Origin of the sequence: Pseudidiomarina aquimaris (assembly GCF_003987395.1) — a bacterium.
Taxonomy (GTDB): Bacteria; Pseudomonadota; Gammaproteobacteria; order Enterobacterales; family Alteromonadaceae; genus Pseudidiomarina; species Pseudidiomarina aquimaris.
In genome coordinates this window covers 226,421-248,043 of record NZ_PIPT01000005.1, presented here as the reverse complement: position 1 = coordinate 248,043, position 21,623 = coordinate 226,421, and the positions used below count along the sequence as shown (strand labels likewise).

Annotated in this window: 23 protein-coding genes and 5 tRNA genes; 24 read left to right on the top strand and 4 right to left on the bottom strand. The window is 50.1% G+C overall.

What is annotated here, in order from left to right; translation table 11 throughout:
* The first annotated feature begins 109 nt into the window (after positions 1–109).
* The 4 genes from CWE21_RS08215 to CWE21_RS08200 all read left to right on the top strand — a co-directional run bounded on the left by CWE21_RS08215 (position 110) and on the right by CWE21_RS08200 (position 2,617).
* Positions 110–634 carry a hypothetical protein gene (locus tag CWE21_RS08215; protein ID WP_126833953.1) on the top strand — a complete coding sequence of 175 codons (525 nt, stop codon included), beginning with the start codon at positions 110–112 and terminating at the stop codon, positions 632–634.
* Positions 627–986: a hypothetical protein gene (locus CWE21_RS08210; protein ID WP_126833952.1), complete on the top strand. Its 360-nt coding sequence runs from the start codon at positions 627–629 to the stop codon at positions 984–986. The genes CWE21_RS08215 and CWE21_RS08210 overlap by 8 nt, the downstream gene beginning before the upstream one ends.
* 1 nt (position 987) lies before the next feature.
* Entirely contained in the window at positions 988–1,665 is a 678-nt protein-coding gene (locus CWE21_RS08205) for a hypothetical protein (protein ID WP_126833951.1), read from the top strand.
* Positions 1,666–1,732: 67 nt separating this feature from the next.
* Entirely contained in the window at positions 1,733–2,617 is an 885-nt protein-coding gene (locus tag CWE21_RS08200) for a viperin family antiviral radical SAM protein (RefSeq protein WP_126833950.1), read from the top strand.
* 899 nt (positions 2,618–3,516) lie between these two features.
* On the opposite strand, the gene CWE21_RS08195 is transcribed toward CWE21_RS08200, so the two are convergent.
* On the bottom strand, positions 3,517–3,786 hold the full coding sequence (locus CWE21_RS08195; protein ID WP_126833949.1) for a type II toxin-antitoxin system Phd/YefM family antitoxin: 270 nt from the start codon (positions 3,784–3,786) through the stop codon (positions 3,517–3,519).
* A gap of 287 nt (positions 3,787–4,073) precedes the next feature.
* On the opposite strand from CWE21_RS08195, the gene CWE21_RS08190 reads away from it, so the two are divergent.
* The 5 genes from CWE21_RS08190 to CWE21_RS08170 all read left to right on the top strand — a co-directional run bounded on the left by CWE21_RS08190 (position 4,074) and on the right by CWE21_RS08170 (position 4,560).
* Positions 4,074–4,150, top strand: a tRNA-Met gene (locus CWE21_RS08190).
* Positions 4,151–4,165: 15 nt separating this feature from the next.
* A tRNA-Leu gene (locus tag CWE21_RS08185) sits at positions 4,166–4,250 on the top strand.
* Between the two features lie 36 nt (positions 4,251–4,286).
* Positions 4,287–4,361 (top strand) — tRNA-Gln (locus CWE21_RS08180).
* A gap of 23 nt (positions 4,362–4,384) precedes the next feature.
* A tRNA-Gln gene (locus CWE21_RS08175) sits at positions 4,385–4,459 on the top strand.
* Positions 4,460–4,473: 14 nt separating this feature from the next.
* Positions 4,474–4,560 (top strand) — tRNA-Leu (locus CWE21_RS08170).
* Between the two features lie 53 nt (positions 4,561–4,613).
* Here CWE21_RS08170 and CWE21_RS08165 read toward each other — a convergent pair.
* The 3 genes from CWE21_RS08165 to CWE21_RS08155 are packed head-to-tail and all read right to left on the bottom strand — an operon-like array spanning position 4,614 to position 6,331.
* Positions 4,614–4,835, bottom strand: a complete 222-nt coding sequence (locus tag CWE21_RS08165; protein ID WP_126833948.1) for a membrane lipoprotein lipid attachment site-containing protein — start codon at positions 4,833–4,835, stop codon at positions 4,614–4,616.
* Positions 4,835–5,968, bottom strand: coding sequence for an FAD-dependent oxidoreductase (locus CWE21_RS08160; protein WP_126833947.1), 1,134 nt, complete (start codon positions 5,966–5,968; stop codon positions 4,835–4,837). Before CWE21_RS08160 ends, CWE21_RS08165 begins: the two co-directional genes overlap by 1 nt.
* Positions 5,969–5,977: 9 nt before the next feature.
* A complete protein-coding gene (locus tag CWE21_RS08155) occupies positions 5,978–6,331 on the bottom strand; it encodes a DMT family protein (RefSeq protein WP_034732536.1) in 354 nt (117 codons plus the stop codon).
* A gap of 57 nt (positions 6,332–6,388) precedes the next feature.
* On the opposite strand from CWE21_RS08155, the gene CWE21_RS08150 reads away from it, so the two are divergent.
* The 15 genes from CWE21_RS08150 to rodA all read left to right on the top strand — a co-directional run bounded on the left by CWE21_RS08150 (position 6,389) and on the right by rodA (position 21,572).
* Positions 6,389–7,273: a DMT family transporter gene (locus CWE21_RS08150; protein ID WP_126833946.1), complete on the top strand. Its 885-nt coding sequence runs from the start codon at positions 6,389–6,391 to the stop codon at positions 7,271–7,273.
* Between the two features lie 65 nt (positions 7,274–7,338).
* On the top strand, positions 7,339–8,781 hold the full coding sequence (miaB, locus tag CWE21_RS08145; protein WP_126833945.1) for a tRNA (N6-isopentenyl adenosine(37)-C2)-methylthiotransferase MiaB: 1,443 nt from the start codon (positions 7,339–7,341) through the stop codon (positions 8,779–8,781).
* Positions 8,782–8,814: 33 nt separating this feature from the next.
* On the top strand, positions 8,815–9,801 hold the full coding sequence (locus CWE21_RS08140) for a PhoH family protein (RefSeq protein ID WP_126833944.1): 987 nt from the start codon (positions 8,815–8,817) through the stop codon (positions 9,799–9,801).
* Positions 9,798–10,271, top strand: a complete 474-nt coding sequence (gene ybeY, locus CWE21_RS08135) for an rRNA maturation RNase YbeY (protein ID WP_126833943.1) — start codon at positions 9,798–9,800, stop codon at positions 10,269–10,271. The genes CWE21_RS08140 and ybeY overlap by 4 nt, the downstream gene beginning before the upstream one ends.
* A gap of 18 nt (positions 10,272–10,289) precedes the next feature.
* Positions 10,290–11,171 carry a CNNM family magnesium/cobalt transport protein CorC gene (corC, locus tag CWE21_RS08130; protein ID WP_126833942.1) on the top strand — a complete coding sequence of 294 codons (882 nt, stop codon included), beginning with the start codon at positions 10,290–10,292 and terminating at the stop codon, positions 11,169–11,171.
* A 2-nt stretch (positions 11,172–11,173) separates the two neighbouring features.
* Positions 11,174–12,703, top strand: coding sequence for an apolipoprotein N-acyltransferase (lnt, locus tag CWE21_RS08125; RefSeq protein WP_126833941.1), 1,530 nt, complete (start codon positions 11,174–11,176; stop codon positions 12,701–12,703).
* Positions 12,704–12,761: 58 nt separating this feature from the next.
* Entirely contained in the window at positions 12,762–12,956 is a 195-nt protein-coding gene (locus tag CWE21_RS08120; protein WP_126833940.1) for a hypothetical protein, read from the top strand.
* 49 nt (positions 12,957–13,005) lie between these two features.
* Positions 13,006–15,594: a leucine--tRNA ligase gene (leuS, locus tag CWE21_RS08115; protein ID WP_126833970.1), complete on the top strand. Its 2,589-nt coding sequence runs from the start codon at positions 13,006–13,008 to the stop codon at positions 15,592–15,594.
* Between the two features lie 24 nt (positions 15,595–15,618).
* Complete coding sequence (locus CWE21_RS08110) at positions 15,619–16,113, top strand: LPS-assembly lipoprotein LptE (RefSeq protein ID WP_126833939.1); 495 nt, start codon at positions 15,619–15,621, stop codon at positions 16,111–16,113.
* Entirely contained in the window at positions 16,113–17,138 is a 1,026-nt protein-coding gene (gene holA / locus CWE21_RS08105; protein WP_126833938.1) for a DNA polymerase III subunit delta, read from the top strand. Before CWE21_RS08110 ends, holA begins: the two co-directional genes overlap by 1 nt.
* The gene (gene nadD / locus CWE21_RS08100; protein ID WP_126833937.1) at positions 17,126–17,722 is read left to right on the top strand and encodes a nicotinate (nicotinamide) nucleotide adenylyltransferase; all 597 of its coding nucleotides are present in this window, start codon (positions 17,126–17,128) and stop codon (positions 17,720–17,722) included. Before holA ends, nadD begins: the two co-directional genes overlap by 13 nt.
* 67 nt (positions 17,723–17,789) lie before the next feature.
* The gene (gene rsfS / locus CWE21_RS08095) at positions 17,790–18,113 is read left to right on the top strand and encodes a ribosome silencing factor (protein WP_126833936.1); all 324 of its coding nucleotides are present in this window, start codon (positions 17,790–17,792) and stop codon (positions 18,111–18,113) included.
* The gene (rlmH, locus tag CWE21_RS08090; protein WP_126833935.1) at positions 18,113–18,583 is read left to right on the top strand and encodes a 23S rRNA (pseudouridine(1915)-N(3))-methyltransferase RlmH; all 471 of its coding nucleotides are present in this window, start codon (positions 18,113–18,115) and stop codon (positions 18,581–18,583) included. Before rsfS ends, rlmH begins: the two co-directional genes overlap by 1 nt.
* A gap of 3 nt (positions 18,584–18,586) precedes the next feature.
* Positions 18,587–20,476 carry a penicillin-binding protein 2 gene (mrdA, locus tag CWE21_RS08085; RefSeq protein WP_126833934.1) on the top strand — a complete coding sequence of 630 codons (1,890 nt, stop codon included), beginning with the start codon at positions 18,587–18,589 and terminating at the stop codon, positions 20,474–20,476.
* A complete protein-coding gene (gene rodA, locus CWE21_RS08080) occupies positions 20,466–21,572 on the top strand; it encodes a rod shape-determining protein RodA (RefSeq protein WP_126833933.1) in 1,107 nt (368 codons plus the stop codon). Before mrdA ends, rodA begins: the two co-directional genes overlap by 11 nt.
* Positions 21,573–21,623: the final 51 nt, after the last annotated feature.

Sequence of the window (21,623 nt, the reverse complement as noted above, 5' to 3'; positions counted from 1 at the left end):
TGCAGTCGCGGACTCGACTCAATATAGTCGGTATTTACTTAATAACTTACACATCGAAAATAGAAAAAGCGAGCCGGCGCTCATAAGGAATTTAGCAAAGGGATTTCACTTGAATAAAACTAATTACACCATGACTTGGGACGAGCTTCTCAGCACTGGCTTACACTGGCTCTTTAAAGCGTCATTTTTCATTATCTCTTCTGCCCTTTTCGCCATCGCACTTTGGGGGCTTCCGGCTACGGTTTTTCCTAACGACGCAGGTTGGCATGACCTGAGCAACATGGAGATTTTGTTCCTAACAGGGTTTACGCTTCTTTCAGCACGCTACATCGTAAAAGTGAGAAAACACTCTGCTAAAGTTGGCAACGCCATTTACCGATACTTCACTGCAATTGGCATTCATACGTTTGTATTCATTAGCTCTGAACTCCTCTTTGGCTCACTGAGCTCTTACAACAATCAACTACTGATGAACAATAAGCAGGAGTACTGGAACTTAGCTTACAATGCATCTCTGTTGCTCTTAATATTTGCCATCGCACCAAAGGGTAAGCTCAAGTTTTCACAAGCTGTTTCAGCTACATCGCCTCCAGAAAAAGTCACACTCAGGGAAGAAAAGCAGGATCATGTTTAAAAGCTTAATACCCACACTAATTGTACTCATTAGCCTCATGCCGTTAGCGGCCGATGCAAAAGGTAGTTTTGAGAAACCAGATGCTGAATTTTTAATCGGTGCCTGCCAGGCAGTCACTGAAATTTATAACGCACATAATGAGAAGCGATTCCTTGCAAGCCAAACCACGTCTCTTGCTGATGCAATGCGCGCCGGTTATTGCTTAGGTGTGATGAAACAGTATCAGTGCCGGCGGCTGGGGAAATATTCTCTTTTCGAATCGGCGCGAAGAGTTGCCATTTCAGACGACGAAAGTTCGGATAATAGACACACCTCGATTGATAGAATCCTGCAGCAAGGTGTTTGCCGATAGCATGCGTTATAAAATTCCAGAGCTTTTACGGAAAGTATTTAATATCTCATCAGCTGAAGACAGCAAGATACTCAAAGACAAAGCAATGTCTTTTGTTCGTAACGGTCTCGTTCAAGCCGAAGCTGAGCAAGGCATACACAGGAAGCAGTGGTTCATTACTAGTACATCTGGTGAAGTTACGCTCTACAATGCTCTTTTGCTGAATGCATTCTTTCCAGATCCTAAGCGTGTGAAGTCTATCTTCGATGATGTAAAAGTGAGGGAAGAAAGCGCGGAAATAGTTCGTAGCTTAATTTTGGATAAGCAGGCTCTTGTTGGCGTGGCGCTTTTGAGTTCTAAGTCTCAGCTTTTAATAGGCGGCTTAAATGATATCGAAACGTTCGACTTAAGACATAAAACGCTTCCCAACCCCTTTCAAACTCTTCCGCAGCTTGCGCTTGGTAGTAATATAGGTTTGTTACAAGCCTTACTGGCGCAGACCGCATCTTTGGATGTTCATGATTCGTTACTGTCTGCTTATCTTCGTCAGGACTGGGTTGAAGCAATGAGTCATTGCGCACGGATTAAAAAGCTTGGTGCCCAGAGTGAGACCTACCGTGAGCTCATTGAGTCAGTGGAACGCGGCTATCAAGAAGCTTACGAGTTTGACCAGCTGATAAGTCTTTTCAAAAATCAATAAAAAGTCTTTTTAGTGCACTGCACTAATAAATCATCTCTCCCGCGACTTAAATTAACGGAGAGAAATAATGACTATTCGCACTCAAGAACTTGTTATCAATTTTCATATGACCGAGGCATGCAATTTTCGGTGTGCATACTGCTACGCTAAATGGAATGACGAGCCTAGTAGTAAAGAGCTTTATGGCCATTCAGGACAGGTAGACGCGTTACTCAATTCACTTGCCGACTACTTTTTCAATTCTAACCCTATTCGAGAGCAACTCGGCTATCAGCGCGTTCGTATTAATTTCGCCGGTGGCGAACCAATGATGCTAGGTAAATACTTTACTAGGGCATTAGTAAAAGCAAAGGCGCTCGGATTTCAAACATCGGTCATCACCAACGGGCACTTTCTCAATGATAAGATGATGCGCGAGGTCGCACCAAGCCTTGATATGCTGGGCATCAGTTTCGATACAGCCGATGAATTGATTGCGCAATCTATTGGGCGCACCGATCGCCATAAGCGTTGGTTAAGCCCGAGGCAACTGCTTGAACTATGCCGTTCATTCCGGCACCTCAATCCACTAGGTAAGCTAAAGCTAAACACCGTCGTCAACCCGTTCAATGTTCGCGAAGACCTGTCAGCGCTAATCAACCAAATTCAGCCTGATAAATGGAAGCTACTTCGTGTATTGCCGGTTCACGATGCGTCTCAAGTCGTTACTGATACACAATACTATGCATACGTAGATCGCCACCTGCGGAGCTATCCAAGGTTGATCATTGAGGATAATGATGACATGTGGCAGTCCTATTTAATGATCAACCCACAAGGCCAGTTTTATCAAAATGTAAACCCGACCAGTGGGCACCTACAGAGCAAACCGATTTTACAAGTGGGTGTTCAAAAGGCGCTAAGTCAGATTCCTTTCGATATGCGCGCATTCGCAAGTCGTTACAGCGAGTAAGGAATCGTCGTGAAGAATCACAAATACTCAAATAATGATCAAATTAACAAGCTGGTTAAGTTGCTGGTAAAGCGAGGGTACGTTTATCAAAGAGGGAAAAAGCATGGAAAGATTGTGTCTCCCAACGGAAAAAGACGTATATCGATACCGAACACCCCTAGTGATTGGCGAGCACCAAGACAGTTTAAAGCAGAAGTACTAAGGAACTTTAAATATCGCCGATAAATCGCAGTTTATATTGCGTTGCGGACGGCAACTTAAATGATAAGAGGAGGGAAGGTTCCCTCCTCGCTATTCAGCTCTGCGGATTAACTTAGCGGTGACTGAATTCGCCCTGTAATCCCCCCGAAAAATCAGGGCGACCATAAGTGGAAAGTTGAACAGAATTGGAAAGGTGCAGGGTATGATCCAAATGTTTTCACTTCATACAACAGCCTTTCATGTCGATAAAACACGAAACAATCGACACGTAATTTTGTCATGTCGATGGCATAGACATACTAAAAAATTAAGTATTACAGTATCTCGAGTCTTTAAAGGTATTTACGGCTACCGTCCTATCATTAAGGTATTTAAGCGGTTGTCGTTGACGAGAAGAGAGAAGAAGCATGTTCTCATCAACCTCAAGCATTCCACGCTGAATTCGATAAAGCCTTTCCCAGACACCGTATTGTTTCCTCATCAATAGATTCTTTCATTTTTAACCCCTCGTATTGATACGGTTAAATTACACCATACCCTACCCTACACTCCCAATGCCCAGTTACAAGGTGGAGTTTTTTGTCGCGAGGCAAAGGTCACAGGCTCGAAGGGGTTCACGAGGTACCCGTATGGCAACCACGAATTCGTTACCGATGTCTGATACATTTTATTCTTTGTGGTACTCCTGAAAATTCAATTTACTCGATTCCTAAGGTTTTCTTGGCGCCCTCCAACGATACCGAATCACCTTCACAAACCTCGATGAGTCCTTGCTCCGCAGCCTTTACAAACCGTAACTCCTCTGCGGTATTATCATAATCTTCTAGGCACTGGACAACAGCGATACCCCGACCTCGACTGGTAAGCAAGATAGGTCGATGTGTATCCTTTACTCGCTCAACGAGCTTGTCAGGGTTAATTTTTAGATCTGATAGTGGAATTACATCTTCGGAAAATTTTACATCCATAAAAATACTCCAAGCAATCAACGGGTACAGGTATTAGCACCTATTAGAAGCCACTGTCAAAGCATCGCTTACATTACTTAGTCAACAAACTCTCTTCAGATACATTTCCCCGAGCACTAACAATGCCCTTCTCACCCAATCACGTTGATTAAATAACCAAACAAACGGTTTTTTGAGCAATCGCGCCAGCAAACGCGTTTTTTTGCGAAAAAGAGGTTGACGCTTGAGTCCCTGATTTGCATAATACGCGCCGCACTCACCGAGCGCAGTTTGAAAAATTTTGGTATGGCTACGTAGCTCAGCTGGTTAGAGCACAGCACTCATAATGCTGGGGTCGCAAGTTCGAATCTCGCCGTAGCCACCAACCAAATTGCAATGGGCGGACGTGGTGGAATTGGTAGACACGCTGGATTTAGGTTCCAGTGCCTCACGGCGTGAGAGTTCAAGTCTCTCCGTCCGCACCAACCTTTCACGGTGAGCGCAAGTTTTTAAGCCTAAGTTGGGGTATAGCCAAGCGGTAAGGCAGCGGGTTTTGATCCCGCCATTCCCAGGTTCAAATCCTGGTACCCCAGCCACTTAAAAGCTGTTTTCCGAGAGTTGGGGTATAGCCAAGCGGTAAGGCAGCGGGTTTTGATCCCGCCATTCCCAGGTTCAAATCCTGGTACCCCAGCCATCTCACTGCTTGTTGCGGTGGTGGCGGAATTGGTAGACGCGCTAGCTTCAGGTGCTAGTGTCCGAAAGGACGTGAGGGTTCAAGTCCCTCCCTCCGCACCATTTCATACATGGTGGCCGCAACGATGCAAAGAAACCGCCCTTCGGCGGTTTTTTTATGTCTGATTTTCGGTCGCTTTCAGCGCTTGTTCACGCTCACGCTTGTACTCTTGGTAACTCTTCGTTGCCTCTAATTCACACTCACGACGCTCTGCACTGCTTTTCGCATATTGGCAGCGTTCGAGACGCTCATCCTCCCAGCTGTGATACCAGCCCTCAGCAGCGCAACCGCTGAGTAAGAACACCAAACCGAAGACACTCATGAATTTTCGCATCATTACTTCCATCCCATAGCGGCTTTAATAATGTGTTGCTTCAGGGGCTTCATTTGCCCAACTGCAATTAAGCCCAGTGCCACCGCTGCTCGCGGTAGAAAATGCTCGCTCCGGAAGCCCCAATGAATGGCATCCATGGCGCGCATCATTTGTTGATTTACTTTTACTTGCTGGCGTTCGTAGTTAGCCAGAGCTGTGGTCAGTGGCTCTTTTGCAAGTTGTTCAAAAAGCACCTGCACATCAGTAAAACCCAAGTTTACACCCTGCCCCGCTAGCGGATGAATACTGTGTGCAGCATCGCCAATCAATGCTACACCGCACGGGTCGAAATAACGTAATGCACGTTGGCGCCGCAGCGGAAAGCTTGCATGTTTCTGCAGTTTGTAGGGACCGATGACATCGGTGAAGGTTGCCTGCAGTTTTTGTTCAACTTCAGCAGTTGCGGCGTTGCGCCATTCTTCTTCAGTACGGTAATCAATTAAACAGGCCAGATGTTCACCTAACGGCAATAGTGCATAAGGACCTTCAGCACGGAAGACTTCCCATGTTGCGGCGGGTAACGGTTGTTCAACTTCGGCAATTGCCAACAGGCAACGCATGCCGTAATCCCATCCGCGCACGCCTATGCCAGCAGCTTTGGCAACGGCAGAGTTTGCGCCATCGGCGCCGATGAGCAGATCGTAATTCAGTGTCTGACCATCGCTAAGTGTTATCGCTCGTTGCGCTAGCCCATAGCCCTTTACTTCAGTTTCAGGTAGTAACGTAGCGGAATCATGTGTGCGTAAAACTTGCCAGCAGGCACGCACCAGAGCATCGTTCTCGACCATCACGCCTAACCGTTCGGCGGCAACTTCTTGGGCAGAAAAGTTCAACGTCTGACGATCGCGAGTGGTCACGCTCAGTCCGTCATAACTTAGAAACTTCGTCGGCTCCACCTGTGCCCAGACACCTAATTCTTCCAGCCAGGCGACATTGGTTTGGTGCACCGACGAAATACGCAAATCCCAGTCGTCGCTCGCTGCGCCAGCATCGGGCGCTGCGCCGCGTTCCAATAGCGTTACCTGATGACCCGCACGCACCGCAGCAACCGCTGCACTAGCGCCAACTAATCCACCACCTACTATAACAATCTGCATCGTTAGCTCTTACCCAGTTAACTTAGCTCGCATAATAAAAAAGACTGCTCCAAGTATACATAGACCGGCCCATAAATAATCCCATGTCAGCTTTTCTTTCATATAAAAAATAGCGAAAGGCACGAATACCGTTAAAGTGATGACCTCTTGTAGGATCTTTAGCTGACCCAAGTTCATGACCTCAAAGCCGATACGATTCGCAGGTACCTGTAGCAAATACTCGAATAGGGCCACTCCCCAGCTTAAAAAAGCTGCAACAATCCACGGCTTATCGGCAAGGTTTTTTAGATGCGCATACCATGCAAAGGTCATGAAAACATTACTAAGAGTGAGCAGACTGATCGTGATAAGATAACGGTTCATTTCATCTATCCCTATTGAATCTGAGGCTTGCATCTAAGGCTTGCATCTAAGGTAATTATGGAAACTCCTCAACGCACCGTAGTCATTGCTTCGTTACTGGTGGTCACAGCGGAGCTTTGCTTTGCTGGCGTGAGTGCGCTGGTCAAGTATTTGAGCACCGACGTGCCTTCTGAGCAACTGGTGTTTTTCCGCAATTTAATGGCGTTTGTGGTATTGCTGCCTTGGCTGTGGCGCAAAGGCCCGAGTGCCTTTAAAACTAAAGCTTGGAAGTTTCACTTGAGCCGCGGTATTGCCGGACTCGCGGCGATGTACTTGTTCTTTTATGCCATTGCCACGATTCCACTAGCACAAGCCACTTTGGTACTGCTCCTCTCGCCGTTTTTAATCCCGATTATCGGCCGTGTTTGGTTAAAAGAAAGAGTACTACCGCAAACCTGGCTCGCAATCGCTATCGGCTTTGTCGGTGTATTTGTCTTCTTGAATCCGGCGGCGGCAGAACTCTCCCCAGTGATTGCAGTGGCATTTGTCGCAGCTTGTTTAGCAGCATTCACGAAAACCCTTATTCGACAAATGTCGGCGACGGAATCCTCGAGCAAGATTGTCTTCTATTTTTCTGCGCTATCGACTTTACTCTCCGCAATTCCCTTGCTTTGGCTCGGCAGTCCCATTGCCGCGGAACATTGGTTCGGCATTTTAGCCATGGGATTACTTGCCGTCGGTGGCCAGCTAGGCATGACCAAAGCCTTCTCGCTCGCCCCTGCGGCAAGGGTCGGGGTGTTTACCTACAGCTCAGTGATTTTCGCGGCCTTGATGGGCTACTGGTTCTGGGATGAAGCGATTACCTGGTACATGCTTATCGGCGCTGCAATCATTACCATGGCAGGTTATCTTGCCATTCGCACCCGACGGAAAGCAGAAAGCAGCGGCAAAGTTGGCAGTTGAGTCCAGAACAGGCTAAAATAACGACCCTTTTGACATACACCAACGCAAGTGAGCGCAACAATTTTATGAGCAAGAAGTTATACATCAAAACTTGGGGCTGCCAGATGAACGAGTACGACTCTGCAAAAATGGCAGATCTACTGAAGGCAACCCACGGCTATGAAGTCGCAGCCGAAGCAGAAGATGCTGATTTGATCCTGCTCAATACCTGCTCTATTCGTGAGAAAGCCCAAGAAAAAGTGTTCCATCAGCTCGGTCGCTGGAAAACACTGAAAGACAGTAAACCTGACCTGGTGATCGGTGTCGGTGGCTGTGTGGCCTCACAAGAAGGCGAGCATATTCGCAGCCGTGCGCCATTTGTCGATATCGTGTTTGGTCCGCAAACCCTGCACCGCCTGCCAGAAATGGTCAAGCAAGTGCAAAGCGACCACACCCCGATGGTGGATATCTCATTCCCAGAAATTGAAAAGTTCGACCGTTTGCCAGAACCAACGTCAGATGGCCCTTCGGCTTTTGTTTCGATCATGGAAGGTTGCAGCAAGTATTGTACCTTCTGTGTGGTGCCTTACACCCGTGGTGAAGAAGTCAGCCGCCCGGTCGATGACGTTCTGTATGAAATCGCGCAATTGGCTGAGCAAGGCGTGCGTGAAGTGAACTTGCTTGGGCAAAACGTGAATGCTTATCGCGGCGAACACTTTGATGGTTCAGTATGCCGCTTCTCAGAATTGTTGCACTTAGTTGCTGCCATTGATGGTATCGACCGTATTCGTTACACCACCTCGCATCCGGTGGAGTTCACTGACGACATCATTGAAGCTTATGCGACAATTCCGGAATTAGTGAACCACTTGCACCTACCGGTACAAAGTGGTGCAGATCGCGTGTTGACGCTGATGAAGCGCGGTCACACAGCGCTCGAATACAAAGCGCAGATCCGCAAGCTGAAGAAAATTCGTCCTGAAATGGCCATGTCGTCGGACTTTATCATTGGCTTCCCAGGCGAAACCGACGCTGATTTTGAAGCAACCATGGACCTTATTCAGGCCGTTGATTTCGATTTAAGCTTCAGCTTCATTTACAGCGCACGTCCTGGCACGCCTGCGGCCGATTTGCCTGACGATGTCAGCGAAGAAACCAAGAAGCAGCGTCTGCACCTATTGCAGCAACGATTGAACCAGCAAGCACACGCGCATGCTCGCCGTATGGTTGGCACTGAACAACGTATCTTGGTCACTGGTCCGTCGAAGAAAGATCCGATGGAATTAAGCGGGCGTACCGAGAACAACCGTGTCGTGAACTTTGTTGGCAACCCACGCATGGTGGGTAAATTCGTTGATGTGAAAATCACCGATGTGTTTGCCAATTCATTGCGTGGTGAGGTGATTCGCGTCGAAGATGAAATGGGCTTGCGTGTTGATACCGCACCTCAAGACATTCTGGCGCGTCAATCACGTACGCAGCCTGACGAGCTAGGCGTGGCGAGCTTTGTGCCGCCGCAACAATCCTAAGCTAGCACATTTAGTAAGCTAAAAGAGGTTCATTTGAGTCCACAGCTCACAACATTAGATATAAACCTAGAGCCGGCAGATAGCCGGCGCTTGGCCGAGCTCTGCGGCCCGTTCGATGAAAACTTGAAACACATTGAACGCCGCCTCGGCATTGAAATTACCTACCGCAACGATGCCTTCCGTTTAATTGGTCCACAACATACCGTCAACGCAGCCGCTAAGTTGCTGCGTGATTTGTATGTGGAAACCGCCACCGTGAAAGGCCAAGCGGGTGAAATCGAGCCGCAACAAGTGCACCTTGCTATCCAACAAGCGAACGTGCTTGAGCAAGGTCAGGGCGACCCTGCGGCCGAAAAAATGACGCACATCAAAACCAAGCGCGGCATGATCAAGCCACGTAACCACAACCAAGCGGAATACGTGCGTGCTATTTTGAGTCACGACGTCAATTTTGGCGTGGGCCCTGCCGGTACGGGTAAAACCTATTTGGCCGTTGCTGCAGCAGTAGATGCTTTAGAACGGCAAGAAATTCGCCGCATTCTGCTGACCCGTCCTGCGGTTGAAGCAGGCGAAAAACTTGGTTTCTTACCCGGTGACCTGGCACAAAAGGTCGACCCTTATCTGCGCCCACTTTACGATGCATTGTTTGAGATGCTCGGCTTTGAACGTGTGGAAAAACTCATTGAGCGTAACGTCATTGAAGTTGCTCCCCTCGCTTATATGCGTGGTCGCACACTCAACGATGCGTTTATTATTCTCGATGAAAGCCAAAACACCACCTGTGAACAGATGAAGATGTTCCTGACCCGAATTGGCTTTAATTCGCGTGCGGTGATCACCGGCGACATTACTCAGGTCGACTTGCCGCGTGGGCAGAAATCGGGTTTGCGTCACGTCATTGAAGTGCTGCGTGATGTGCCGGATATCAGCTTTACCTTCTTCCAAGCAGGCGATGTTGTCCGTCATCCGGTCGTACAACGTATTGTGCAGGCTTATGAAGACTTTGATGGGCGCGCATGATTGATTTAACCGTTGATGTACAGAACGCTTCTACAGCACCTGATCTGCCCAGTGCAGAGCAGATTGAAACGTGGGTGCAAGCCGCTTTACAAGGCGCACAATGGCAAGACGGCGATGCTGAGCTTACCGTGCGCATTGTCGACGAAGAGGAAGGCCGCGAGCTCAATCTTAGCTATCGTGAGCGCGATTATGCCACCAATGTGCTATCGTTTCCTTTTACCGCACCTATACCGATGCCGGTCACTTTGTTAGGTGATCTTGTGGTTTGCGCGCAAGTAGTGCAAGGAGAGGCCAGTGAGCAACATAAGACCTTAGTGGCACACTGGGCGCATATGATTGTACACGGCACCTTGCATTTGCTAGGTTATGACCATATTGAAGAAGACGAGGCGGACCGTATGGAGCGCCTCGAAACAACCATATTAACCGGCTTAGGGTTCGCTGACCCTTACGTCGAAGTTGGTAACTAAACGGAGCAATACCAGCTAATGAGCGATGACCATCCCCACTCTACCAACGGTTCTTCGGGTAAATCTTGGGCAACAAAACTGTTGCAACTGTTTACTGGAGAGCCGAGCAGCCGCGAAGAGTTAGTCGATATGATTCAGGACGCCGAAGAGCGCGACCTGATTGATAACGACACCAAAGAAATGATTGAAGGCGTACTTGACGTTGCTGAACTCAAAGTTCGCGATATCATGGTGCCGCGCTCGCAAATGGTCACTATCGACATTAATCAAAAAGTCGACGAGTTCCTACCGATCGTTATTGATGCCCAGCACAGTCGCTACCCTGTCATCAGTGAAAACAAAGACCATGTGGAAGGTATCCTGCTTGCCAAAGATTTGTTGGCCTATGGCTTTGGCATGACCGATGATGAATTTGCCCTCACCAAGGTGATTCGCCCCGCAGTGATTGTGCCTGAGGGAAAACGCGTTGACGTATTGCTCAAAGAGTTCCGCTCGCAGCGCTACCACATGGCGATTGTTGTCGATGAGTATGGCGGTGTTTCAGGTTTGGTGACCATCGAGGATATTCTCGAAGAAATCGTCGGCGACATTGAAGACGAAACCGATTACAACGAAGACACCAAAGCCGATATTCGTCGCATCAATAAGTCGCGTTTTTCAGTGAAAGCGCTGACCACCATTGAAGATTTCAATGATTACTTCGAAACCCAGTTTGGTGACGAAGAATACGACACCATCGGTGGTATGGTCGCCCATGGCTTTGGACACTTACCCAAACCGGGCGAAGAAATTGTCATTAGCGGCATTAACTTCAAAGTCACCGGCGCTGATAAACGTCGTATCCAACAATTGCAGGTGAGCTTTCCAGAGCCACCCCCTGAGCAAGAAGCGGAAGTCTAACCATGCCCTTGGCAAAACGACGTTGGCAGGCGGCCCTCTCTCGCCTTGCCTGCCTAGCACTGGGCGCTAGCTTAGTTTTAAGTTATGCGCCCTTTGAGCAAGCATGGCTGCCGTTTTTGGTTATTCCCGCACTACTTTGGTTAGTCAAAGATAAAAAGCCAAGTAATGCGTGGCGCTTGGGCTATTTTTTCGGCTTGGGTTGGTTTGCGGCCGGACTCAGCTGGATATATGTGAGCATCGATACCTTTGGTGGCTTACATCCCATTGCGTCGGTCGCGATACTCCTGCTGCTGTTCGCCTACCTGAGTCTGTTCCCCGCGTTGGCACTCTTTGCTTGGCGCTGGCTAACCGTGCGTTTCGGTCGTCTCGGTTACTGGAGTTTGCCACTCGTTTGGTTAGCCGCGGAAGCGCTACGGGGTTGGTTCTTGACCGGCTTTCCGTGGCTCGATTTGGGTTACACGCAAACCTCGACTTGGCTAGCAGGTTATGCCAGTTGGTTTGGTGGTACCGGCATCAGCGTTATTATCATGACCATTGCGTTACTCACCATCACAACCCTAGAGCAGCGCCACTGGCGTGCGCCCGCCGTGATTGCCGGTCTGCTTTTGTTACCTTTTGTACTCAATCAGCTTACTGCGATATCTCGCACCGGTGAACAAGCCAAAATCGCGTTGGTGCAAGGAAATATTAGTCAGTCGATTAAGTGGGATCCCGACCAGCATTGGCCTAACTTAAATCTCTATTTGGACCTGACGCGGTTGGTTTACAACGATCATGACGTTGTGATTTGGCCTGAATCTGCAGTGACTATGCCCGAGCCCTATACCGATGACATTCTTGCCATCGTCAACAACGAGATGGCGAAAACTGAAACCGGATTGATTACCGGCATTATCGATATCGAGGGTGAAAACTATTACAACTCGGTGATTGCACTCGGCCAAGACGGGGCTTCAGGTGTTGAGGAAGAGTATCACCACGGCCACAGTAACCGTTTCCAGAAGCACCAATTGTTACCTATCGGCGAATTTGTTCCATTCGGCGATCTGCTACGTCCGCTTGCGCCGCTGTTTAACCTACCGATGTCGTCGTTTAGTCGTGGCGAGTATGTGCAAGCGCCGTTGCGCGCCCATGGCTGGGAATTTAGCACGGCGATTTGTTATGAAATCGCTTTTCCACAGCAGGTTTGGGCAAATTTCACCCCGGCCACTGATTTTATCCTGACCGTGAGTAATGATACTTGGTTTGGCCGCTCGCATGGCCCAGCGCAACACATGCAAATCGCCCGCATGCGCGCCATCGAATTAGGTCGGCCCTTGGTGCGTTCGACTAATAGCGGTATCACCGCGATAACTGACGAACATGGCCAATGGTTAGCACGCGCCGAACAATTTGAAGCCACCACGCTGTCGGCAACAGTCCCGTTGGTTCAGGGGCTAACGCCATTTGCGCTGTGGGGCGGCTATGGCGCATGGATCTTAGCCGGATTGATTCTGCTTGGCGGCGCATTACCCATAGTCATTCGCCGTTAAAATAAGTAAACTGTATACATACTAATTTGCGTCTCATCACCAACAGTTGGAATACATCATGGAAAATATCTTTGCAGCAATCCTGTTTGCCCTGTTAACTGCAGCGGGCACCTTAGGTGTTTCAAGCATTGGCATGTTTCTTTTTCACCGCAACCCTGAAGATCGCGATAGCGAGCAACGTGAGCGTTTTGAATACGGCTTTTTCGGTCTCGCCGGCCTCGTCGTGATGTTATTGATGTGGTACGCACTGTAAGTTTTTACTATTCGCCAGCGATTTAATGGATTCTCAGATGTCAAAGTTCATGCAGGATAATTACGATCCAGCACAGATTGAAGCTGCCGTGCAGCAGCGTTGGGAAAACGACAAAGTTTTCGAAGTTACTGAACAGCCGGGCAAGGAGAAATTCTACTGCCTATCGATGTTCCCCTACCCGAGTGGCAAACTCCACATGGGGCACGTGCGCAACTATACCCTTGGCGATGTGGTCGCTCGGTATCAGCGCATGCAGGGTAAAAATGTCCTGCAACCGATGGGCTGGGACGCCTTCGGCCTACCGGCAGAAAATGCCGCAGTAGCCAACAAAACTGCTCCAGCGAAGTGGACCTATCAGAACATCGATTACATGCGAGACCAGCTTAAATCGCTCGGTTTTGGCTATGACTGGTCGCGTGAAGTCGCCACGTGTCGCCCCGACTATTACCGTTGGGAACAGTGGTTCTTCACCAAGCTTTTTGAAAAAGGCCTCGTTTACAAGAAGAACGCAACCGTAAACTGGGACCCGATTGATAATACCGTACTTGCCAATGAGCAGGTTATTGACGGTCGTGGTTGGCGCTCTGGCGCGAAGGTTATTCAAAAGGAAATTCCACAGTGGTTTATCAAAATCACTGCCTACGCTGAAGAATTGTTAAACGACCTTGAACAGCTTGACGGCTGGCCTGAGCAAGTCAAAACCATGCAGCGCAATTGGATTGGTCGTTCCGAAGGGGTCGAAATCGATTTCAGCGTGGTCGATCATGAGAAGCCACTGACCGTTTATACCACGCGTCCAGACACCCTGTATGGGGTGACTTATATGGCCGTGGCGGCACAGCACCCACTGGCGCAAGAAGCGGCTGCGAAGAATCCCGAGCTGGCTGCCTTTATCGAAAGTATTCAGACCACCAAAATGGCCGAAGCCGACCTTGCCACGATCGACAAAAAAGGCATGGCAACTGGCTTTCACGCCAAACACCCATTAACAGGTGAAGAAATTCCTATTTGGGTCGCCAACTTCGTTCTGATGGACTACGGCTCAGGTGCTGTCATGGCGGTTCCCGCCCATGACCAGCGCGACTGGGAATTCGCCACAGCTTACAACTTACCCATTAATGTGGTGATTGACCCAGCCGAGGGTGAACACGACATTAGTGCTGCAGCTATTACCGCCAAAGGCACAACCATTAACTCAGGCCCATACACTGGCATGAGCAGCGCTGAAGCCTTTGATGCGATTGCTGCAGAACTTGCCCAACAAGGAATTGGCCGCCGCCAGGTAAATTACCGTCTGCGTGACTGGGGCGTATCGCGCCAGCGCTATTGGGGGACGCCGATTCCAATGTTGAACTTGCCTGATGGCAGTTCGGTACCTGTGCCAGAAGACCAATTACCGGTGACGCTGCCGGAAGACGTGGTAATGGACGGTACGCAATCACCTATCAAGGCTGACCCTGAGTGGCGCAAAACCACCTATAATGGCGCGCCAGCCGAGCATGAAACCGATACCTTTGACACCTTCATGGAGTCGTCGTGGTACTACGCGCGTTACTGCAGTGCCAACTTTCATGACGGCATGCTGAATCCAGAACAAGCCAACTACTGGTTGCCGGTCGATCAATACATTGGTGGTATCGAGCACGCGATCTTGCACCTGTTGTACGCACGCTTCTTCCATAAACTGTTGCGCGATACCGGCTTAGTAAGCTCGGACGAACCGTTCAAGCGCTTATTAACGCAGGGTATGGTGCTTGCCGATAGCTACTACCGTGAAGCCGCTGACGGCAAGATCACGTGGTACTCGCCGCTCGATGTCGAAATTGTCGAACGCGACAGCAAAGGCCAAATCGTTAAAGCGATTTTAACCACCGACGGAAAAGAAGTGCAGTACGGTGGCATGACGAAGATGTCGAAATCGAAAAACAACGGTATCGACCCACAAGTCATGATTGATAAATACGGCGCTGATACCGTGCGTTTGTTTATGATGTTCGCCGCGCCACCAGAAGCCACCCTTGAGTGGTCAGACTCTGGCGTTGAAGGTGCGCAACGTTTCTTGCGTCGCGTGTGGCGTCTCGTTGCCGATTATCAAGCGGTTGCTGAGCAAGAGCACAGCTCCGACTTTAGTCAGCTTTCGAGCGCGCAAGAAGAACTGCGTCGCGAGGTGCATCGCACCATTGAAAAAGTCAGTGATGACATGGGCCGCCGCCAGAACTTCAATACCGCCATTGCGGCCATTATGGAATTATTGAACAAGTTGCAAAAAGCCAGCCTCGACGCGGCGGTTGATCGCGGCATCATGCGCGAAGCACTTGATGCAATCGTCTTGATGCTCGCACCGGTCACGCCACACCTCAGTGAGGTGCTTTGGCAAGAACTTGGCCACGACAGCGACATTACGTTTGCCGCTTGGCCTCAGGTCGACGCATCCGCCTTGGTCGCCAGTAGTATTTTGGTCGTGGTCCAGGTGAATGGTAAGGTACGTGGCAAGATCAACGTACCAGCAGATGCCGAGCAAGATGCTGTTATCGCTGCCGCCGTTGGCGATGAAAATGTGCAACGTTTTATTGCTGACAAGACCATTCGCAAGCAGATTTATGTGCCTGGTAAACTGGTCAACATCGTTGCCAATTAGAAAACTGAAAAGGACCTAGCCACAATGCGTTATTTACTGCTAACTCTCACCTTGCTCTTGGTTGTGTCGCTAGCAGGTTGTGGCTTTCAATTGCGTGGTAGCTATCAGTTACCACCGCAATTACAACAAGCGACTATCGACGCACCGCAATTCAGTGAAGTGGCAGAACAAGTACGCCAACGCTTCACTCTAGCGGGTGTCGACGTTGTTGAAACTAGCAATACTGACACCACCGCAATTGAAATCGTACGCGACAGTTTAACGCGCCGCACCCTGAGCCTTTCGGCGAGCGGCCAAGTGGCTGAATACGAACTTATCTACACCGTCGATTACCTGTTGCGCGCGCCGAATAAAACAGCCAAAGCGCTGCAAGTCGAGGTTTTTCGCGATTACCAAGATGACCCTAATTTTGCGCTAGCGAAAACTCGGGAGCGCGAGGTGCTGGTGGCCGAAATGCGCGAGCAAGCAGCGCAACAAGTCCTGCGCCAAGTCATCGCACAACTCGCCGAGAGCCCCTAATGCAACTCGCCGAACTCGACCAACACCTCAAATCACACGGCTTACCGGCGCTGCTTTGTGTGTTTGGCGATACGCCATTGTTGCTCGATGACGCGTTACAGATGGTACGTGCGCAGGCGCGTGCTCAAGGCATTGACGAACGCACCCGCTATATTCAAGACAGCCAATTCGATTGGTCGCGGTTGCAAGAACAAGGTGCCAATCTTGGGCTATTTTCCAGCGTGCGCTTAGTTGAATTAGATCTGCCTGAAGCCAAACCAGGACGCGAGGGTGCCGAGGCCTTGAAGCGTTACTGCAATGAGTTACCAGAAGACCAAATACTGGTAATTACAGGCCCTAAGCTCAAACAAGAGCAACTGAAAGCGAAATGGTTTCAATTGTTGCAACAAGCTGGGCCTGTAGTTCAGGCTAACAGTCCTGAGCGGCGTCAGCTACCCGCCTTTATTCAACAACGCAGCCAACGCCACCAAGTCACACTGACTAGCGATGCTGTGCAGCTACTAGCCGATTGGTTCGAAGGTAACCTGCTTGCCTTGGACCAAGAACTACAAAAACTAGCACTGACGGACTTGCCGCAACCCTTGACCCCACAAGCTGTCATGGATGCCGCGCAAGACCAAAGTCGGTTTACCGTATTTGCATTGCAAGACGCCATTGTCGCTGGCGACCTCAAAACCGCGCTGAAGCGTTTGCAACGTTTGCTTGAAGAAGAAGCCGAGGTGGCGATCCTCAACTGGATGCTACAACGTGAGTTGCAAAAAATTGAACGCCTACAGCAAGGTAACCTCGGCCCACGCGACCTTATGTCATTAGGCATTTGGCGTAACCAAGAAGGTGCCTATCATGCCTTTGCGAAACGCATCAGCCGCGAACACCTTGCGCGCTTAAGCCGTCTGTTAGTGCGCCTTGAATACGCCTTCAAACGCGATTCGGGTGAAGACTTTGCCACACTGTACGTACATGCCGTTGTGCTTCTGTGTGCCCCTGATAAAGAACCCGAATTTATTAGCTCATGTTACGCGTAATCTTTGGCGGTACCTTTGACCCCATCCACAAGGGGCATGTGACGACATCGCTCGCGGCCTTTAATGAGCTTAACGCCGACTGTATGCACGTGATGCCAAGTGCGCAGCCTCCGCATCGCGACTACCCCGGCGCGAGCGCTGAACAACGACTTACCATGGTGCAACTAGCGTACGCGGAGCAGCCGAATATTATCGCCGAAGACTGCGAATTAAAACGCAGTGGTCCCTCATACAGCCTACTCACATTACAAGAAATGCAGCAGCGTTGGCCGCAAGACAAGCTGGTTTTCTTATTAGGTAATGACGCCTTTGCCAAACTAGATACCTGGTACGGTTGGCAAGAGCTTCTGCATTACGCTGATCTAGCAGTCATGCGCCGGCAAGCGCAAGACACCCCGTGGTCACCCGCAGTCACCGAGTTGGCACGCACCCACAGCGCGCAGATTAAGCAGCTCAACACGCCCAATGTTGCCGTATCAGCGACTGAGCTGCGTGCTGCTATTGCCGCCAACCGCGCTTGGCGCGAGCAAGTTCCCGAAGCGGTGGCAGCATTCATCGAACAACAGCATTTGTACGGTCGCTAGACACTGCTTTTTCCCCTCCGCTCGTGATAAACTTAGCGCCTGAACTACATCATGGAGAATTTCACTTTTGCAAGCTGAACAATTACGCGACTTTGTGGTCGATAAACTAGAAGACTTAAAAGGTCGTGACATCAAAGTTCTTGATGTGCACGATCAGACGGACGTAGCAGAATACATGGTTGTGTGCTCAGGCAACTCAAAAACACATGTGAAAAGCCTAGCAAATCATGTCGCCACCGAAGCTAAACACCATGGTGTTCCGCCGATTGGTGTTGAAGGTGCTGATAGCTCAGAGTGGGTGTTGGTTGACCTTGGTGACGTTGTTGTCCATGTCATGCAAGAATCTATCCGTGACTTTTATGAACTTGAAAAACTCTGGGGGCCGCGTTAATGCGTATTAGGTTGATCGCAGTCGGACAAAAAATGCCGAACTGGGTCACCGAAGGCTACACGACGTACGCGAAACGTTTACCTGCCGACTGTCAGCTTGAACTGATTGAAATCGCCGCAGGTAAACGCGGCAAGAACGCCGATATTGCGCGCCTCACCAAGCAAGAAGGCGAAGCAATGCTCGCCGCCATCGGCAAAGGTGACCGCGTTGTGACACTTGAAGTGAATGGCCGCGCCTGGGACACCCCGAAACTAGCTGAGCGCTTGGGTGCTTGGCAAATGGATGGACGCGACGTGAGCTTATTAGTGGGTGGTCCAGAAGGCCTTGCCGCCGAATGTTGCGCCGTCGCTGACGAACGCTGGAGTTTATCGCCACTCACACTGCCCCACCCGTTGGTGCGGGTGATTTTAGCCGAAGCGCTGTATCGCGCTTGGAGTGTGAATGCCAACCACCCTTACCACCGTGAATAAATAATGAGAAGACGCCGTACCACAATTCGAGATCACCATGCTGAGAGCGCCTTATTTGGTCGCCGCGTGGTTTTTGCTCTGGTAATTGTGGTGGGTGTATTCATGGTTCTGCTGGCCAACATGTATCAGTTGCAGGTCAAGCAATTCGAAACCTTCCAAACGCGCTCAAATGATAACCGTATCAAGGTGGTCCCCTTAGCACCCAATCGTGGCCTGATTTACGACCGCAACGGCAAATTGCTTGCTGAAAATATTCCCGTGCTCAGTCTCGAAGTGGTGCCTGAACGCGTTGAGGACCTCAACCAAACCCTCACTGATCTGAGTAATTTACTTGGTTTGAATCAAGAGCAACTCGATCAGTTTGAGCGTAACCGCAAACGTGAAAGACGTTTTGAACAGGTCATCCTGCTCGACCGGATGAGCGAAGCCCAAGCGGCGCGGTTTGCCGCGCGACAACACGAATTCCCTGGCGTCAGTATCGAGGCTCGCCTCGTACGCTACTATCCCTACGGCGATACCCTCACCCATGCCTTGGGCTACGTTGCGAAAATTAATCAGCGCGATGTGCAGCGTCTGAAAGAGCAAGGCATTAATGCGAACTACGCAGCAACACGTACCATCGGTAAGCTTGGCGTCGAAGGTTACTATGAAGAACAGCTGCACGGCACCGTTGGCTACCAACAAGTCGAAGTGGATATTCACGGGCGACAACTCCGCACCCTTGAAATTGAGCCTCCTATCCCTGGACAAGACTTGGTCCTCGAAATTGATATCGAGTTGCAACAACGTGCACAGGAAATCTTGGGCGAACAGCGCGGCACCATTATTGTCATGGACCCTGAAGACGGCGGCGTCATGGCGATGGTCAGCCAACCCAGTTATGACCCTAATTGGTTTGCCCAAGGGATCTCGGTTGAACAGTACCGAGGCCTGCTCAATTCGCGCCATTCGCCGTTGTTGAACCGTGCAACACAAGGCGGCTACCCACCCGCCTCAACCATCAAGCCACAACTTGCTGTCGTTGGCCTAGAGGAAGGCACGATTACACGCGATAGCCAAGTTTGGGATCCAGGCTGGTTCCAGATCAAAGGTGTCAACCACAAGTACCGTGACTGGTTGTCCTGGGGACATGGTTGGGTCAATGTCGACACCGCTATCATCGAAAGTTGCGATACTTTTTACTACGACTTAGCACTAAAACTCGGCATCGACACCATCTCTGAGCATATGTTTCAGTATGGTTTCGGCGAGTACACGGGCATTGATATTGGCGAAGAGTCGGCTGCGGTCATGCCTAGTCGCGGCTGGAAACGCGCACGTTTCAACCAGCCTTGGTATGCGGGCGAAACCGTATCGATCGGTATCGGGCAAAGCTATTGGACGGTAACACCCATGCAGTTAGCGGTGGCGACCGCAGTCATGGTCAATCGTGGAGGCCGCCCCGTTCCCCGCTTACTGAGCGCTATTCAAGACGCCGGTATCGAACTCCCAGCAGTGGTCGAGCAAAAGCCGCCTGTGCAGCTCCGTAATCCCGAACATTGGGATATCGCCCTCGACGGTATGGAAAAGGTCGTGTCGAGCATCAAAGGAACCGCGCATAAGGCATTCCGTGGTGCTGAATACACCTCGGCAGGGAAAACCGGTACCGCACAGGTGCGTAGTATCGGCCAAGATGAAGAATACAACGCCGAAGAAATTGCCGAACGTTATCGTGATAACGCTATGTACGTGGGCTACGCCCCAGTTGAGAATCCTGAAGTGGTGATCGTGATCACTGCCGAAAACGTCATTGGTGGCGGTGGTTCAGTAGCTGCGCCCATGGCCCGCGAATTGCTTGATTTCTATTTCGCCGCAAAACAACCTGAAGCAACGGTGACCGCTAATGCTCCCTGATCAACAACGTACCTCTTGGCTACAACGTTTGCACATCGATCCACCGCTGTTTTTGGCACTATTGGTTATCTCCGTGGTGAGCTTAGTTACGGTCTATTCGGCCAGTGGCGAGAGTATGGCCATGACCGAACGCCAGGTCATTCGCATTGGCGCCGCATTTTTCGCTATGTTTGTGATTGCCCAAATTCCGCTTGATAGTGTGCAACGCTGGTCATTGCCCATCTTTACTGTCGGCCTTGTGTTATTGGTCGCGGTGCTGTTGGTAGGTGAGAGTAGCAAGGGTGCACAGCGCTGGTTAAATATCGGGGTCGCCACAATTCAGCCCTCTGAGCTTATGAAGCTAGCCGTGCCCATGGCCGTCGCCTGGTTTATCGCGGAGCAAGGCATGCCACCGACGAAACGACGCCTCGCCGCCGCGTTTATTTTACTGCTGATACCCGTGCTAATGATTGCCAAACAACCTGATCTGGGTACCTCACTGCTTATTGCGAGCTCTGGAATATTCGTCCTATTTCTCGCCGGCATGTCGTGGAAATTGATCGGCTTCTTTGCGGTTGCGATTGGCTCGTTTATTCCGGTGCTCTGGATGTTCCTCATGCGTGATTATCAGCGCCAGCGGGTACTCACTTTTTTAGATCCCGAGCGTGATCCACTCGGCGCAGGCTATCAAATCATTCAATCGAAGATAGCCATCGGCTCCGGCGGCATTGAAGGTAAAGGTTGGTTGCAAGGTACGCAATCGCAACTTGAATTCTTGCCTGAACGGCATACCGACTTTATCTTCTCTGTTTTTAGCGAAGAATTTGGCCTGCTTGGCGTTGCCGGTCTTTTTGTGCTCTACGGCTTTATCATTTTTCGCGGCATGATCATTGCCATGCGCGCGCAACGCGTCTATCAAAAGTTACTTGCTGGTAGTTTGACGCTCACCTTTTTCGTCTATGTGATGGTCAACGTTGGCATGGTTTCCGGCTTATTGCCGGTGGTAGGAGTGCCCTTACCTCTGATCTCATATGGCGGCACCTCAATGGTAACCCTGTTTGCCGGTTTTGGTCTGCTTATGGCCATTGCAACGAATCGTCGTCTCGTTCACGCCTGAGGCTTTGCAGAAGATTTACCGCAAATAGGCTACTCTTATGATGTGGCTTGT

What these genes read in the sequence shown, in the direction of transcription:
- CWE21_RS08210 (WP_126833952.1), top strand. Translation starts at nt 627, where the DNA reads ATGTTTAAAAGCTTAATACCCACACTAATTGTACTCATTAGCCTCATG.
- CWE21_RS08205 (WP_126833951.1), top strand. Translation starts at nt 988, where the DNA reads ATGCGTTATAAAATTCCAGAGCTTTTACGGAAAGTATTTAATATCTCA.
- CWE21_RS08200 (WP_126833950.1), top strand. Translation starts at nt 1,733, where the DNA reads ATGACTATTCGCACTCAAGAACTTGTTATCAATTTTCATATGACCGAG.
- CWE21_RS08195 (WP_126833949.1), bottom strand. Translation starts at nt 3,786, where the DNA reads ATGGATGTAAAATTTTCCGAAGATGTAATTCCACTATCAGATCTAAAA.
- CWE21_RS08165 (WP_126833948.1), bottom strand. Translation starts at nt 4,835, where the DNA reads ATGATGCGAAAATTCATGAGTGTCTTCGGTTTGGTGTTCTTACTCAGC.
- CWE21_RS08160 (WP_126833947.1), bottom strand. Translation starts at nt 5,968, where the DNA reads ATGCAGATTGTTATAGTAGGTGGTGGATTAGTTGGCGCTAGTGCAGCG.
- CWE21_RS08155 (WP_034732536.1), bottom strand. Translation starts at nt 6,331, where the DNA reads ATGAACCGTTATCTTATCACGATCAGTCTGCTCACTCTTAGTAATGTT.
- CWE21_RS08150 (WP_126833946.1), top strand. Translation starts at nt 6,389, where the DNA reads ATGGAAACTCCTCAACGCACCGTAGTCATTGCTTCGTTACTGGTGGTC.
- miaB (WP_126833945.1), top strand. Translation starts at nt 7,339, where the DNA reads ATGAGCAAGAAGTTATACATCAAAACTTGGGGCTGCCAGATGAACGAG.
- ybeY (WP_126833943.1), top strand. Translation starts at nt 9,798, where the DNA reads ATGATTGATTTAACCGTTGATGTACAGAACGCTTCTACAGCACCTGAT.
- corC (WP_126833942.1), top strand. Translation starts at nt 10,290, where the DNA reads ATGAGCGATGACCATCCCCACTCTACCAACGGTTCTTCGGGTAAATCT.
- lnt (WP_126833941.1), top strand. Translation starts at nt 11,174, where the DNA reads ATGCCCTTGGCAAAACGACGTTGGCAGGCGGCCCTCTCTCGCCTTGCC.
- CWE21_RS08120 (WP_126833940.1), top strand. Translation starts at nt 12,762, where the DNA reads ATGGAAAATATCTTTGCAGCAATCCTGTTTGCCCTGTTAACTGCAGCG.
- leuS (WP_126833970.1), top strand. Translation starts at nt 13,006, where the DNA reads ATGCAGGATAATTACGATCCAGCACAGATTGAAGCTGCCGTGCAGCAG.
- CWE21_RS08110 (WP_126833939.1), top strand. Translation starts at nt 15,619, where the DNA reads ATGCGTTATTTACTGCTAACTCTCACCTTGCTCTTGGTTGTGTCGCTA.
- holA (WP_126833938.1), top strand. Translation starts at nt 16,113, where the DNA reads ATGCAACTCGCCGAACTCGACCAACACCTCAAATCACACGGCTTACCG.
- nadD (WP_126833937.1), top strand. Translation starts at nt 17,126, where the DNA reads ATGTTACGCGTAATCTTTGGCGGTACCTTTGACCCCATCCACAAGGGG.
- rlmH (WP_126833935.1), top strand. Translation starts at nt 18,113, where the DNA reads ATGCGTATTAGGTTGATCGCAGTCGGACAAAAAATGCCGAACTGGGTC.
- mrdA (WP_126833934.1), top strand. Translation starts at nt 18,587, where the DNA reads ATGAGAAGACGCCGTACCACAATTCGAGATCACCATGCTGAGAGCGCC.
- rodA (WP_126833933.1), top strand. Translation starts at nt 20,466, where the DNA reads ATGCTCCCTGATCAACAACGTACCTCTTGGCTACAACGTTTGCACATC.